This window comes from Mesomycoplasma ovipneumoniae ATCC 29419 (assembly GCF_028885435.1).
Lineage (GTDB): Bacteria > Bacillota_I > Bacilli_A > Mycoplasmatales > Metamycoplasmataceae > Mesomycoplasma > Mesomycoplasma ovipneumoniae.
This window is the reverse complement of record NZ_CP118522.1, coordinates 185856-201982: the sequence shown is the minus strand read 5'-3', so window position 1 is coordinate 201982 and position 16127 is coordinate 185856. Positions and strand designations below refer to the sequence as shown.

Sequence of the window (16127 nt, the reverse complement as noted above, 5' to 3'; positions counted from 1 at the left end):
ACACACCTTTTTTGAATGTGTCTGAAATTAATATATTAACTTACAAACATTAAATAAGTAGAAAAATCTCAGACAATTAGTTTTTTACCTATGATTTTGATTGCACCACTTTTGTTAATTTTTTCTAGCATGTTCATTTTAAAAAATTTGGACAAATAATTTACCTCATATAATAGCTTGGAGTTTTTATATGATAAGCAACTTTGAGGCCTTTCATAGTTATACCAATCAATAAATTCACTTATTTTTTGATAAGCAATAGCTACATTTTCAAAATTTTCGCCCTCAATATTAAGCAATTCTCGTTGAAAAACTGCATAAAAATATTCAATAGGTCTGTTTGCAAGGGCATTGCCTTTTGGTGACATTGATTGTTGGATATTGTTTTGTTTTAAAAAATTAGCAAATTTGTAGTTCGCATATTCCACGCCATGATCTGAATGGAAAAATTTTGGTTTAATATTATACTTTTTGATTGTTTGTTTTACTAAGTTTATAGTTTCTTCTGAAAATCTTGTTTTAGAAATCGAAAAATTGAGCAAGTAATTGGATTTTGTTTCAATAATTGAGTGTAGGTAAAATCATTCGTTGTTAATTTTGATAAATTTAATATCAGCAAATCATTTTTCACCAAAATTTTCTGAGCTAAATTCACCTTTGATATGATCTTCAGTCCAAATTCGTGTAAACTTTTTCTCTTTTGGTGCCGGTTTTCCTTGCTTTTTATAAGCAATTGATTTTAATCCTAAAAATTCGTAGTGTTTTTGAAACACGTACGTGCTTACATAATTTCCTGATTTATGTAAATATTATATAGGATGTCGCGGCCTTTTACCTTTCGATATAAATAGAAATTTTCACGAATTCACTCAAGTAAGTCTTCATCATAAATCATTTTCTTTGGTGGTTTTTTCACCCTTATTTTCTCATAAATAGAAGTGCGATTAACGTTAAAAACGCTACAAATTCTAGTGCAATTTTCGATTTTATCTTTATCTTTCTCTTGTTCTTGTTTTAATTTTTTGAGCTCCTCAAGAATAATTGCGGGGTCAATTCCGGATCTTTTAAGAACCCTCTCCACTATTTCTTGATAAATTCCACGATCATTTTCGGAAAGATCGTTAATTGTATATTTCTTTTTTGGTTTGCGTGGAGATTTGATTTTTCCACGAGTACTAATTAAACTTTTCATATCATTATTATAAAACTTTTTTGCCAATTTCTTATCAAATTATTAGCGTATATATGCAACATTCATTCTTTATCCGCTTTTTACTTTTAGATTTGTTTTTGTAAATTTCTCTAAATTCTTCTGCAAAATCCAAAATTGCGTTTTTTAGCCCTTTAGATTCGGCAATTTTAATGTATTTAAATTTGTCTTCAACTGTAAATTTGTATTGTTTCATTTTAACACACCTTTTTTGAATGTGTCTGAAATTAATATATTAACTTAATTAACTTACAAACATTTTTTTTTTTTTTTTCAAAAGGTTAATTTCGAAACTATAAAAATTAAGGTTTTAGCCTCAAAAAACACTGATTTATGGGTATTTCTGCCTATTTATACTCGCTAAAAAGTGAATTTGCCATCAAACTGTCAAACTCAGGACTAACTATTTAAAAAGTTTTTCAAGGAAAATTCATTTATTTTTTTGACATTTTTTCAAAAAATAAATGAATTTTTTTAAATTTAAAATAAAATTACTTTAAATATGAATCTAATAAATTTACACACAAGAAGCGAATATACATTTTTATCATCAACAATCAAATTAGACTCTTTAGTTGATTTTGCACTAAAAAATAATCTAAAAACATTAGTTTTAACTGATTTTAACACAATGTTTGGGGTTCCAAAGTTTTACAAATTATGTAAAGAAAACGGGATTAATCCTGTAATTGGTCTTGAAATTGAAATTGAAAAATTTCATTTTATTTTGCTTGCAAAAAACTATCAAGGCTATGTTTTTTTGTCGACAATCTCAACCAAAAAAACAAAAAATGAGGACATTTTTCTCAGTGACTTACAAAATCAAGACAATATAATTATTATTGACCACCCCAAAAAAGGGTTTTACTGTCAAAAAAAGGTGCAACTGTCAACCTTTTTAGGACAAAACAGTTTAAAAAACTACTATATTGTCGAAAATAATCCCAAAATTAGCAATGCAATTTATGTCCAAGAACGAAATGTACTTCATGCATCAGAGAAAATTTATTTAGAAGCGCTTTACAAAATCAAAGGCGAAGTTTTTGATGCTAGCCAAAAATTGTACGATTTTGATGACTGAGAAGTTGAAATTGAACCTGAAATTATCAAGAGAACCAACGGACTTGTTGAAAATATTAAAATTGAATTTCCTAAATTTGGCATTAATTTGCCAAATTTAGACAAAACAGGCCAAAGTGATCCTGATATTATTTTAAAAAATGTTCTAATTGAAGCAATAAACAAAAAAAGAGCTGAGCTTGAAAATTACAACTACTCCTCAAGGTTAAAATATGAATATAAAATAATTTCTGAACTAAAATTCAGTAACTATTTTTTGATAATTTGGGATTTACTTAAATGAGCCAAACAAAATAATATTCTAATTGGGCCAGGTAGAGGTTCGGCTTCTGGATCGCTGATTGCTTATTTATTAGATATTACCGCCGTTAATCCTTTAAAATACAACCTAATTTTTGAAAGGTTTTTGAATCCTAAACGAATATCAATGCCCGATATTGATATTGATATTCAAGATACCCGTCGAAATGAGGTAATTGACTATCTTTTTCAAAAATACGGTCCAGAACATTGTGCGACAATTATCACTTTTTCGACACTTGCGGCAAAAAGTATTTTTCGTGATATTTCAAAAGGTTTTGGTATTCCTGAGGTTCAAATTAATAAAAATGCTAAATTAATTAGCCCAAATACGACACTAGCTCAACTTTATCAAAATACTAAGTCCGAATTTTATAAACTAATCCAAAAAGGTGACAATTTTCAAGGTCAAGACAACAGCGTTATTTACAAAAAAATCTATGAAATCAGTGTCTTTTTGGAAGGAATGCCCCGTCAGTCCTCAACTCATGCAGCCGGAATTGTGCTTTCAAAAAGACAAATTTCTGAGCTAGTTCCGCTTCATTATTCAAAGGAAAATCTTAATCAGATTCAGTATTCTGCTGAATTTATTGAAGATTTTTCACTTTTGAAAATTGACCTTTTAGGTCTCAAAAATTTGACTATTGTGGCAAATATTCTTGCCGAAATTAATAAAAAAGGTCACAATTTACAATTTAATGAACTTCCGATCTATGATAAAAGTGCAAATAAACTTTTATCTGAAGGAAAAACAAGCGGGATTTTCCAACTTGAGTCGCCTGGAATGACAGCAAGTATTATAAAAATCGGTGTAAATTCAATTAATGATGTTGTTGCGGTAATTTCACTTTATCGACCTGGACCAATTAAGCAAATTCCGACCTACGCAACAAACAAAAAAAGTAGAAATTGACCTAAATATTTTCCTGAATATGACAAAATTCTTGAGTCAACTTTTGGAGTTATTATTTACCAAGAGCAAATTATGGAAATTTGCCAAGTTGTTGCAGGTTTTGATTTGGCTCAGGCGGATATAATTCGTGTTGCTATTTCCAAAAAAGATGAATCAAAACTGGAACAAATTAAGAAACATTTCCTTGAAGGAGGCGCTAAATTAGGGCGTGATCCTAAATTAGTCGCTGAAATTTATGATAAAATTTATGAATTTGCTGACTATGGTTTTAATAAAGCCCACGCGGTTGCTTATGCAAATTTAGCCTATAAAATGGCTTATTTAAAAGCTAAATTTCCCCTTTATTTTTTTGCCGAGCTTATTTCAAATGAAAACGGAGCTCAGGCAAATATTAAAAAATATGTTCAAGAAGCAAAAAATTTTGGCATTCAGATTTTACAGCCAAATATTAACTTTTCGTCCCACAAGGCGACTTATTCTGAACAAAATAACAGGATTTACCTCCCACTTTTAATGATAAAAGGTCTTGGAGCAATTGCGATTAAATCAATTGTTGAAGAACGTGAAAAAAATGGAAAATATAAGTCTTTCCTTGATTTTATAAGACGAATGAAAATAATTAATTTTTCAAAAGTTGCAATTGAAAAATTAATTTATGCAAATTCACTAAAAGAATTTGCAAATCAAGAAACTTTAGCTCATAATTTAGATTTACTTTGAAATCATGCTACTTTAGTCTTAACTGATAAAGATGGAAATTTGGTCGCCCTTGAAAATAACAGCGAAACTGAGTCAAATTTGCTTGAAAAACTACCTTATGATGAAGAAGAAAACTACAAAAATGAAATAAAATATCTCGGGATGTCTTTTATTGAAAAAAAGCAGGCTCCGATTGTTGCAGGTCAAATTCCACTTAAAGATTTAAGACCTACTAATGAATATTTATTAGATCTTGAGTTAAAAAATGTAAAGGAATATGTTGCAAAGAATGGTTTTACATTTTATTATCTAACTCTAACAGATGGTGAAACGACAATCAAAGCCTATTCAAACAATCCAGATTATTTATCACTTGAATTAGGAAAAAAGTATAAATTTAAATTGTTTCTATCAGATAAGGGAAAATATAAAATAATAAAATAAATTAAATAATAAAGTTGACAATTATGGATAAAAAAATTTTGCTAATTGATGGAAATTGACTTGCTTTTAAGTCATTTTTTGCTGGCTACTACGGAAATCAGCTAGTTAATTCTAAAGGTGATATGACTTTTGCAATTCATATTTTCTTTAATACTGTTTTTAAATTAATTAAACTTGTTGAGCCAAACAATATTTATTTTGCATTTGATTTTGGCTCCACAACTAGTCGACACCAAAGCTATCCTGATTACAAAAAAGGTAGACAAAAACCGCCTGATTCTTTGTTTCTCCAAATAAATATAATCAAAAAAATCCTTAGTTTATCAGGATTTTTTTGATCACAAGACAGCGAATTTGAGGCTGATGATTTAATTGCATCTATGCAAAAAATAATAAGAAATGCCGATCCTGAAACAGAAATTTTCATTTTTAGTTCAGATCAAGATTTACTACAATTAGTTGATGAAAAAACAACTATTATTAATAAAATTAAAAATGACTCTATTAATGCAGTTAATTTGGAAAATTTTCACCAGAATTTTGGAATTAATCCTGAGCAAATCGTTGATTTTAAAGTTTTAGCAGGCGATAGTTCTGATAATATTAAGATAATTGATGGCCTAGGAGTAAAAGGTGCAATAAAATTACTAGAAAAATATAAAAATGTAGATAACATTTTAGAAAATATTGATAAAATTAGTGCAAAATTGTCAAAACAGATCGACGAAAAAAGGGACAAAATATTGTTTTTTAAAGATTTTATTAGATTAAATTATGGTGCTAAATTTAATTTTGATATTTTTGAGAGTTTAAATATCAAAATTTGTCCTGATTTACTAGAAATTTTAAACGAACTTGAGTTGAAAAAAGTTAGTGATGCTCTAATTGAATTATCTAAAAGGAAAATTAATTAACAAAATTTAATCTAAAATGAAAAAATCTATTTTATTCCCGCTTATTTTTGCAGGATCGGCGGCCGCTATTGGTGCTGCTGGATATTATATTTATAGTACATCTACCGGAGAACAAAATGGAACGGGAGTTATTATAAATAAAAGTGAAACATTGCCTAAAAGTGACTTGTCTACTTCGAATGATGAGGATCAAAAGCAAGATCAAAATCAAGAAAAAATCCAAGAACCTGAAAAAAATGTAGAAAAAGACTCATCCTCATTAAGCGATGAAACTCAAAAGCAAGAGAAAAATCAACAAAAAAGCCCAGAACCTGAAAAAAATCTGCAAAATAATAATATCCAATCAATTCGTGTTGGTTTTTGAAACGTTTTAAATTACACAAATAAATCAAAAAAAAATACAAATACTGCCAAAACTTATGCTCTTGCCAATGTTATAAATTCATCCGGAAGTGATGTTGTTGGTCTTGCTGAAATTACTTCAACTGGTGATGGGACTGATATTATAAAAGAACTTGAAAAATTAAATCCCTCCGCTGGTTGAAAACAAATAACTACTGATAAGTATGGAAAGAGAAACCAACAAGAAAAGTACACTTTTTTATATAAGTCTTCGCTTCTTGAAACAATAAATTTTGAGGGAAAATCTAATCCATACTTAATTCAAGACGGCAAAAATTTGACATGAGCTCGACCAGTTGCGGCTATTAAATTTCAAACTAAAACCAATATTAAAAATGATTTTACATTAGCAATCGGGCATTTTGATGCGCCAGGTGTAAGTAAAAATCGTAACGAAAAGGCCGATTCTGATGCTTCTGGTCAAGGTGATCAAGAAGCAAATGAGGCTCGTGATTTAGTTAATGTTTTAGCTGAAATTGACAAAAAAGATGGACCAAACAATGAAATAATCTTCATGGGTGACACAAATATTCGCACTGAAAACACTGATAAATTATTTAAGTCAACATTAGAGTCATACCGTTTACTCCTTGATAAAGATGAAAAAACAAGTTTATCTTCTAAAAATTTTGGCGAATATGCAAATTCTTATGACAAAATTTTTTATAAAGGCGATTTAAAGACAAAAAATGCGCAAAAATACAACATATTCTCAATTTTTGAGAAAAATGTAGTCGATTTAGAAAAATATGACAAAATGCGTAAACAAGATGGCAGATCAACAAATTATAAAACTACCAACCCAAAAGATATAAATAGAATTAGGGGAATTTCAGATCATACAATGGTTTATTTTGACCTTGAATTAAGCGAATCTGACAAAAACTAAAATAGATAATTTTCTCCCGATAAATCAAAAAAACCTATGAATTTCAGTGTTTTTCCTCCAAATATTAGTGTGCACTGATAAAAAATCCAAGCTTAATTTATTGTGGCTTACATAATTGTACTTTTATTGCTTTTTATCAAGACCAAAAAGTGCAAATTCGAATAGCAAAAAATAATTTTGTTGATTGACAAAATGAAAAAAATTTCATTCAAAATGATCCAAATTTACCAAAAGGGAAATTACATTAAAAAATGGATTGAAAGCCAAATTTTAGATTCTAAAAACTTGGATTTTTATATTAAAAAGTTATGCACTGAACTTTCAAAGTTTCACCAACAAAAAAATCAAAAAATTAGTAAATTTGACTGACAAATTGACGAAATTAACGATGAAAAATACAAAAAACTAGTTCAAAAATATCAATTTGATCCTCAAGTAATTTGTCATAACGATTTACAGTTTAAAAATATTATTGTTTCTAAAACAATAAATTAGTAGAAAAATATAAAAATGTAGATAACATTTTGAAAAATCTTGATAAAATTAGTGCAAAATTGTCAAAACAAATCGATGAAAAAAGGGACAAAATAGTGTTTTTTAAAGATTGTATTAGATTAAATTATGGTGCCAAATTTAATTTTGATATTTTTGAAAATTTAAATATCAAAATTTGTCCTGATTTACTAGAAATTTTAAACGAACTTGAGTTAAAAAAAGTTAGTGATGCTCTAATTGAATTATCTAAAAGGAAAATTGATTAACACAAATTTAATCTAAAATGAAAAAAGCTATTTTATTCCCACTTCTTTTTGCAGGATCGGCGGCAGCTGCTGGCGCTGGTGGATATTATATTTATAGTACATCTACCGGAGAACAAACTGGAACGGGAGTTATTATAAATAAAAATAGTCAAACATCGCCTAAAAAAGACTTGTCTGCTACAGTTGATGAGACTCCAAAACAAGAGCAAAATCAGGAAAAAACTCCAGAACCTGAAAAAAATGTAGAAAAAGACTTATTTGCTTCGGTTGAAGAAACTCAAAAGCAGGACCAAAATCAGGAAAATAACCAAGAACCTGAAAAAAATGTAGAAAAAGACTTGCCTGCTACAGTTGATGAGACTCCAAAGCAAGACCAAAATCAAGACCAAAATCAAGACCAAAATCAAGACCAAAATCAGGAAAAAACTCTAGAACCTGAAAGAAATGTAGAAGAAGAATTGTCTGCAACAGTTGAAGAAACTCAAAAACAAGAGCAAAATCAGGAAAAAACCCAAGAACCTGAAAAAAATGTAGAAGAAGAATTCCCAACCTCGATCAACAAGACTGAAAACGAAAAGGAAAATCAACAAAACACTCAAGAACCTGAAAAGGATTTGCAAAAAGGTAATAACCAATTAATTCGCGTAGGTTTTTGAAACGTTAAAGATTACACAAACAAAATAAATAGTAAAAAACAAACAAATACCGCCAAAACTTATGCTATTGCTAATGTTATAAATTCATCCGGAAGTGATGTTGTTGGTCTTGCCGAAATTACTACAACTGGTGATGGAGCTGATATTGTAAAGGAACTTGAAAAATTAAACCCCACCGCTGATTGAAAACAAATGACTACTAGCAAGTATGGAAAAACAAACCATGAAGAAAAATACACCTTTTTATACAAATCTTCGCTCCTTGAAATGATAAATTTTGAAGAAAATTCTAATCCATACTTAATTCAAGACGGTATAAAATTGGAGAAATGAACTCGACCGGTTGCTGCTGTTAAATTTAAAACTAAAACTAACATTAAAAATGATTTTACTTTAGCAATCGGCCATTTCGATACCGCGGGACCATATAAAAAATCTAAGAAAAATCGTAAGGAAGAGCCTGATTCTGAAGCTCACAAGCAAGGTCAACAAGAAGCAGGTGAAGCGCGTGATTTAGCTAATGTTTTAAATGAAATTGATAAAAAAGATGGCTTAAATAATGAAATAATCTTCATGGGTGACACAAATATTCTCGCTGAAAACACCGAAAAATTATTTAGGTCAACATTAGAATCATACCAATTGCTTCTTGGTAAAGACGAAAAAACAACCTTATCTTCTAAAAAATTTGGTGAATATGCAAGTTCTTTTGATAAAATTTTTTATAAAGGTGATTTAAATACAAAAAATGCACAAAAATACGACTTGTATTCAATTTTTGAGAAAAAAATAGTCGATTTAGAAAAATATGACGAAATGCGAAAGCAAGATAAGAGAGACACAAAGTATAAACCTGGTGATCCAAAAGATACAAAAAGGATTACAGGAATTTCAAACCATACAATGGTTTATTTTGACCTTGAATTAAGTGAATCTGACACAAACTAAAATAGATAATTTTTCCCAATTAATCAAAAACAACCTATGAATTTCAGCGTTTTTCCTCAAAATATTAGTGCATTGATAAAAAATCCAAGCTTAATTTATTGCGGTTTACATAATTGCACTTTTATTGCTTTTTATCAAGGTCAAAAAGTACAAATTCGAATAGCAAAAAATAATTTTGTTGATTGACAAAATGAGAAAAATTTCATTCAAAATGATCCAAATTTTCTTTTTTACCAAAAGGGAAATTACATTAAAAAATGGATTGAAGGACAAATTTTAGATTCAGAAAACTTAGACTTTTATATTGAAAAGTTATTCACTGAACTTTCAAAGTTTCACCAACAAAACAATCAAAAAATTACAAAATTTGATTGGCAAATTGACGAAGTTAATGATGAAAAATACAAAAAACTAGTTCAAAAATATCAATTTGATCCTCAAGTAATTTGTCATAACGATTTAAAGTTTAAAAATATTATCGTCTCTAAAACAGATCTTTATTTTATTGATTTTGAGTGAATTAGGTACAATGATCCTTATTTTGATTATGTTTCTTTGCATCTAAATTTAGGAGTTCCCGCTGATAAGATCATTGAATTTTTTGGTCTAAGCACTGAAAAATTCAGTGATTTTATATATTTATACAAGATTTTTACAGACTTTTGAAATAAAAAGTGGTATGTTTAGCATTAATTTTGGCAACCTATTTTACAGCTAAGTTTAAATTTTTAAACTGATTTTGATAGTATTTCTTCTTATTTTTTAACTTATTTTTTAAAATTATTAATTAAAAAATAAGTTAAAAACACTTGCGTTTTTTGCTTTTTATGGTAAAATTTTAACGTAACCTGTCGGAGAAAAATATAATGTCAAAAGATTATCAAGCTGAAAATATTGTTGTTTTAGAAGGTCTAGAAGCTGTTCGCAAACGACCTGGAATGTATATTGGTGGAACCGGAATTAACGAATTACACCATTTAGTTTGAGAAGTTGTTGACAATGCTGTTGATGAAGCGCTTGCTGGTTTTGCATCTAAAATTACCTTAACAATTATAGATGATAATACAATTAGTATTGAGGATAACGGTCGTGGAATTCCGGTTGGAATTCACCCAAAACACGGTGTTTCGGCTGCTGAAGTTGTTTTTACCGTTCTTCATTCAGGTGGAAAATTTGATGGAAAATCCTATAAAGTTTCAGGCGGACTCCATGGAGTTGGTGCCTCTGTTGTTAATGCCTTAGCTAAAAATTTAAAAGTTTATATTAAACGTGAAGGCAAGTTGTGGTTTCAAGAATATATAAATGGCGGTCAAAAACTTGCTGATTTAAGTCCGATTGCTGACTTGGAAAAAAACGAAACAGGAACAACTATTATTTTTCAGCCCGACTTTGAAATTTTGGAAAAAAATAATTTTCAACTTTTAACAATCGTAAATCGTATTAAAAACACAGCCTACTTGACTCAAGGAATCGAGTTTGTAATTATCGACAAGAGAAACGGATTTAATCAAAGTTTTTGCTACAATGGCGGAATTCGTGATTATGTTTCTGATCTTAGCAAGGATTTTGAAAAAGTTAGTGACAAAATCATTTATGCTGAAGGTGAATTTGAGCATAATGATGAAATTATTAAAATCGAAGTTGCGCTAAATTATATAAGTGAAGATCACGAGCAAATTAAATCATACACAAATAATATTCACAATATCGAAGGTGGAACTCACGAACTGGGACTATCAGACTCACTTCTAAGAATTCTGAATAATTATGCAATTAATAACAAATTTATTAAATCTGAGGCAGACAAGTTTGACAAACAAGATATAAAAGACGGTCTAATTGCAATTATTTCGGTTAAGCATACGAACCCTATTTTTGAGGGTCAAACAAAAGCAAAACTAAATAACAAAGAAGTTCGTCCACTTGTAAACAAAACTCTAAGTGCTGTTCTTGAACGGTTTTTAGCCGAAAATCCAGAAAATGCCGATAAAATTATTAAAAGAAATCTACTAGCTCAAAAAGCAGCTCGGGCAGCTAAATCTGCTCGCGAAGCAGTAAAGCGCAAATCAGCCTTTGATGTAGGTACGCTTCCAGGAAAACTTGCAGATTGTTCAACAAAAGATCCCCAAATCGCCGAATTATATATAGTTGAGGGAAACTCGGCTGGCGGGAGCGCCAAAATGGGTCGTGATCGCAATTTTCAAGCAATTTTACCTTTACGAGGAAAAGTTATTAACTCACAACGCTTTCAACTTGAAAAAGTTTTACGCAATGAAGAAATTATTTCAATGATCACCGCTTTTGGTACTGGAGTTGGTCCTGAATTTAATATTAGTAAGATTAGATACCAAAAAATTATAATAATGACTGACGCTGATTCAGATGGATCTCATATTCGCTCGTTACTTTTGACATTTTTATTCCGTTATTTCAAAAAGTTGATTGAATATGGCTTTGTTTATATTGCAATTCCACCGCTATACAAAATTTCTTACAATAAAAAGATCGAATATGCCTATAATGATGCAGAAAAAGAGGCTATTTTAAGCAAAATTAGTGGCGAAAATCTTAAATTTAATATCCAAAGATACAAAGGGCTTGGAGAAATGAATCCTGAACAACTTTGAGAAACAACAATGGATCCAAAAACCCGTCGAATGACACAAGTTCAAATTCATAATATCCAAGAAGTAGCACAAATTTTTGACTCACTAATGGGTACAGACGTAACTTTGCGTAAAATTTTTATCGAAGAAAATGCCCAATATGCAAAAATTGACGTTTAGTTTTTGCATATTGTAAAAAAAAGAGATAAAAGCTAGAAGTAATTTTTCTAGTCTTTATTCTTTTTTTTCGAGTTTTCCAGATGGACTAAACAGCAAAAATCACAAAAAATACAACTACTATTTAAACTCAATGCAAAAAGAAAACTCATTTTTATTTACATTGAGCCTAAAAAACATATGAAGTTTTGAAAGAACTAAAATTCAAACCCTAAATTTATATAGATTTCTAAACAGTTAAATTTAAGGCATTCCATCATATTTTAAAATATAATGGATAATTGGCATTTTCTACTTTTGTATGACAAAAAACATAATCAATTCACCCTTAATTCATATCAAAATTTATTAATTCATTCATAGTGATGCTTATTATAACATAATTTTATTTTAGACCAAGTATTTTTTTTTTTTTTTCAAAATGTTATTTTAAAATAATAAAAATTAAGATTTTAGCACAAAAAACACGGATTTACAGGTGTTTTTGCTTATTTATATTGACTAAAAACTAAATTTTTGCCATCAATCCGGCAAACTTAGCTCCTTTTTTTTTTTTTTTTTAGTTGAAAATTAGTATAATTACTATGTATAATTATGAAAATAAAATTAGTTTATAATTTAAACTATTTATTTTTTTATTTTTAGTACAACATAGGAGGTTTCTATGAATAAATCATCAAAATCCAAAACCCTTTTGCTGGCGGGGGGGATTTCGGGACTTATCGGGGCTGGTATTGTTGGCCTTACAATCGGTCTTACAGTAAATATAAAATATAATTCTGAAAATCCAAGAACTCAAGTAAATCAGTTTGCATCTCGTGTTTCAAATTTGGCCTTTAATTTAAGTGCTTTTAATGCTGATTCAGATTATAAAGACGTAAAAGCAGCGCTTTTAGATGACAGCAATAAAATTAAAAATGCCGAAAATGCGCTTGAATCCTTTTCTTTTTTTGAGAAAAAGGGTGGGAATTTAGAAAAACTAGACTTTTCTGACTCAGAATTTTCTGATGCAAAAATTAGCTACCAAATTCTAGAAATTCTCCCAGATGATGCTAACCAAAATTTTAAAGTTAAATTTCAAGCTAGCCAAAAATTGCAAAATGGCGATGTTGCCAAATCTGACATTTATGAACAAGTTGTTTCTTTTGTCAAAGAATCAACTATTTTAATTGCCGAATTTAATTTTTCCTTACAAAAAATTACCAACAGACTTAATCAACAAGTTCAAAATTTAATTTCTGCTCGAACCGCAAATTTCGCGGATCAAAATTCAGCAACCTCAAATCCAACAGATCCTAGCACAATTAGACCAGTTGATTTTCAACATGACCTAAATAAATCAAAAGACTCAAAAGAATTTGGTGAGAAAATTAGCTCATATTTTCCTTCGCTTAATAATTTATTAGCTAGTCTTAAAAACTCACAGGAAAATAAACTTCCAAATTCAATGGATACAATTTTTAATTTTGATTTTGCCCGTGATAAGTCAACCGGTCAATTTGTTAGTCTTCAAAATCAAGTTCCTTCATTTTTTTTAGAGGCAAATCTTACTTCAACTGCTAGACAAATGCTTGACTCAAGTTCAAGTTTTTCTACCGTTGTAAATGCAATTAAATTAGAAAAAAACGATAAAAGTTCTTATTTTTTAAATTATTCAGATTTTTTTGATAATTTAAGTTTGAAAAATTTAGATAAAACAGACTTTAAATCAGACATGGGCGACAAACTGGCTGTTGAATTTTTAGCCCAAATTAAATCTGGATTTTTTAGCGACCCTGCTGAGCGCTCAGAGAGTCTAAAGTCAGAAATTTTAGAACTTTTAAAAGACAAAAAACTTGCTTTTAGTTTTGGTAACTTTGGTCAAAAATTTAAAAACCACAACTCAAGCCAAGCTCTTAAAGTTTCATTTGATCCTTTAGAAGCAAAAATTGATGAAACTGACAAGACTAAAGTTTTAATTCCTTATACAATTTCAGTTAATAGTCAATTTTTCATGCCAAGCAATTCTCCTCTCGAAATTAGTCAAAAAACTGGAACTCTAGAAATTGGCGGACTTAAACAATTAGAAAACTTAGGTCAGTTAAATAGCGATATTTTTAAAACACGCTTTTTAGAAGGACTTGGAAAAGAAAACAAACAAAAACAGGCAGTTTTTGACCAATATGGGGCAGGAATAAGAACATCTTCACGCAAGGTTGCAAAAGAAGAAATTGAAGCTCTATTTAAAGACAGTCCAAAAACCAATGAAATTCGCAATATTTTAGAACGTAATTACGATTTAGACTTTGGACCTTATGTTTCTTTATTAGACTCTTGAGTTGGAAAAATTAAATTCCCAAGTTTATCAGATATTAAAAGAATGACCAAAGACGGGACTCAATCAACTAGAAACGCCGGAGTTTCAAGTATTGAGTCTCGTAATTTTTTCCGTGATGGACACCAAGTTGCTAGTTTTTTCCAAGATTTACTAACAAAAGACAGAAAAACCTTCCTTGAAACACTTTTTGAACTTTCCAAAAAATGAGGACTTATTGCTGAATCAAGTCAAATACCTCAAAGTCTTTTAGATTCTAAAGACAATATTTTTGAAGAAGCAAATAAAATTAGTTTGACTGAAGGCGATATCAAAAAACTTTCATTCAATAATTTATGAAGAGATAACGAAGGTATTGGATTTTATGGAACTTTGGTTCTGCCAACAAGTGTTAAAAATGAGCTTGGAAAGAAAAAAGGTGACTCATCACTTTTTGAGTATTTAAAAACTCAAAAAGTGATAACTAAAGAATCAAATGGGACTGGAACTAATACAGAAAATTATGCCAAATTTGAAAAATTTGGCGATGTTTTATCAGCATTTTTCCTAAAAGCTGGTCAGTTTGACAACTTTAAATCTTGGGCAAAACTTGATGACAATTTAAAATATACACTTGAATTTACCAAAGAAACTGAACAAGAAAAAGATGAACTGTCTAAAAAAATTGAAGAAGTAAGCCAAGCACAGGAAGAAAGCATGAAAGCCGAAGGCGTACAAAACCAAGGTAAAAAAGCTGAGGGTGCGCAAAATCAAGGCAAAAAAGCTGAGGGAGCACAAAATCAAGGCAAAAAAGCTGAGGGAGCACAAAACCAAGGGAAAAAAGCCGAAGGTGCGCAAAACCAAGGTAAAAAAGCTGAGGGAGCACAAAACCAAGGGAAAAAAGCCGAAGGTGCTCAGAACCAAGGTAAGAAGGCTGAAGGTGTTCAGAATCAGGGTAAAAAAGCTGAGGGTGCGCAAAATCAAGGTAAAAAGGCTGAAGGGGCTCAAAACCAAGGCAAAAAAGCTGAGGGTGCGCAAAATCAAGGCAAAAAGGCTGAAGGAGCTCAAAACCAAGGTAAGAAAACAGAGGGTGCACAAAACCAAGGGAAAAAAGAGAAAGTTTTACCTGTTAAATTTAGTTTCAAACTTGAAACCAACGACGGAAGTATATTAAATGTTAAAACTCCAGAAATAAAAGTATTTGTAGAACTTGAAGATGAAGACATTTATAAAAATAGAAAAGAAATTAACGAACTAGATAAAGCTGTTATTCAACTTCAAGGTCAATTTAGAGAAACCAGTCTTGACTCAGACGGTTATTCAAAATTAACTTTCCCTAAAAAAGCTGAAGGCGCACAAAACCAGGGGAAAAAGGCTGAAGGAGCTCAAAATCAAGGTAAAAAGGCTGAAGGAGCTCAGAACCAAGGTAAAAAGGCTGAAGGAGCACAAAACCAGGGGAAAAAAGCTGAAGGAGCTCAGAACCAAACTGACCAAAACAGCCTTACAAGTTACCTTCCTGAATTAGGAAAAAAAGTTGAAGAATATCTCGAAACTCATTTTAAAGATAAAAATTATAAAACCCTAGTTGAATCAATTTCAGACTCATTTGGCAAAACTACTAAAGATCTATTTTTTGTTTTAGTAAAAGATGACTCAAGTTCTACTTCAGGTTCGGAATCATCTACAACTTCAACAACCCCTCAAAAAAAATCAACTCTAAGAGTTAAAATTACTATTAGTAAAACTGAAACCGCCTCAACAACAACAACAACAACAGCAGCAGCAGCAGGGACTGTCAGTAGCAGCAGCTAAATAATTTTCAAAATAGGAGAAAA

At 30.0% G+C, this 16127-nt stretch carries 12 protein-coding genes; 9 read left to right on the top strand and 3 right to left on the bottom strand.

From position 1 onward, the window contains the following. Positions 1 to 35 precede the first annotated feature (35 nt). Genes PWA39_RS00840 through PWA39_RS00830 form a run of 3 tightly spaced genes read right to left on the bottom strand, consistent with a single transcriptional unit; the run spans position 36 to position 1406 of the window. Positions 36 to 773, bottom strand: coding sequence for a DDE-type integrase/transposase/recombinase (locus PWA39_RS00840; RefSeq protein ID WP_274827468.1), 738 nt, complete (start codon positions 771 to 773; stop codon positions 36 to 38). Positions 774 to 781: 8 nt separating this feature from the next. After that, positions 782 to 1192: a hypothetical protein gene (locus PWA39_RS00835; RefSeq protein WP_274827467.1), complete on the bottom strand. Its 411-nt coding sequence runs from the start codon at positions 1190 to 1192 to the stop codon at positions 782 to 784. Positions 1193 to 1223: 31 nt separating this feature from the next. Continuing rightward, a complete protein-coding gene (locus PWA39_RS00830; RefSeq protein WP_274827466.1) occupies positions 1224 to 1406 on the bottom strand; it encodes a hypothetical protein in 183 nt (60 codons plus the stop codon). A gap of 306 nt (positions 1407 to 1712) precedes the next feature. On the opposite strand from PWA39_RS00830, the gene dnaE reads away from it, so the two are divergent. The 9 genes from dnaE to PWA39_RS00785 all read left to right on the top strand — a co-directional run bounded on the left by dnaE (position 1713) and on the right by PWA39_RS00785 (position 16104). After that, positions 1713 to 4646, top strand: a complete 2934-nt coding sequence (dnaE, locus tag PWA39_RS00825; RefSeq protein ID WP_069099579.1) for a DNA polymerase III subunit alpha — start codon at positions 1713 to 1715, stop codon at positions 4644 to 4646. Positions 4647 to 4669: 23 nt separating this feature from the next. Next, a complete protein-coding gene (locus PWA39_RS00820; RefSeq protein ID WP_069099580.1) occupies positions 4670 to 5560 on the top strand; it encodes a 5'-3' exonuclease in 891 nt (296 codons plus the stop codon). Between the two features lie 16 nt (positions 5561 to 5576). After that, positions 5577 to 6851, top strand: coding sequence for an endonuclease/exonuclease/phosphatase family protein (locus PWA39_RS00815; protein ID WP_240534044.1), 1275 nt, complete (start codon positions 5577 to 5579; stop codon positions 6849 to 6851). 192 nt (positions 6852 to 7043) lie between these two features. Beyond that, positions 7044 to 7346, top strand: a complete 303-nt coding sequence (locus PWA39_RS00810) for a protein kinase family protein (protein WP_069099581.1) — start codon at positions 7044 to 7046, stop codon at positions 7344 to 7346. 29 nt (positions 7347 to 7375) lie between these two features. Next, positions 7376 to 7612 (top strand): hypothetical protein, encoded by a 237-nt coding sequence (locus tag PWA39_RS00805; protein ID WP_069099582.1) that lies wholly within the window; start codon positions 7376 to 7378, stop codon positions 7610 to 7612. Positions 7613 to 7629: 17 nt separating this feature from the next. Further along, complete coding sequence (locus PWA39_RS00800) at positions 7630 to 9216, top strand: endonuclease/exonuclease/phosphatase family protein (protein ID WP_274827465.1); 1587 nt, start codon at positions 7630 to 7632, stop codon at positions 9214 to 9216. 36 nt (positions 9217 to 9252) lie between these two features. Then, entirely contained in the window at positions 9253 to 9903 is a 651-nt protein-coding gene (locus PWA39_RS00795) for a phosphotransferase (RefSeq protein WP_211264777.1), read from the top strand. Positions 9904 to 10082: 179 nt separating this feature from the next. Next, the gene (locus PWA39_RS00790; protein WP_069099585.1) at positions 10083 to 12002 is read left to right on the top strand and encodes a DNA gyrase/topoisomerase IV subunit B; all 1920 of its coding nucleotides are present in this window, start codon (positions 10083 to 10085) and stop codon (positions 12000 to 12002) included. Between the two features lie 661 nt (positions 12003 to 12663). Then, positions 12664 to 16104, top strand: a complete 3441-nt coding sequence (locus tag PWA39_RS00785) for a P97 family adhesin (RefSeq protein ID WP_274827464.1) — start codon at positions 12664 to 12666, stop codon at positions 16102 to 16104. Positions 16105 to 16127 lie beyond the last annotated feature (23 nt).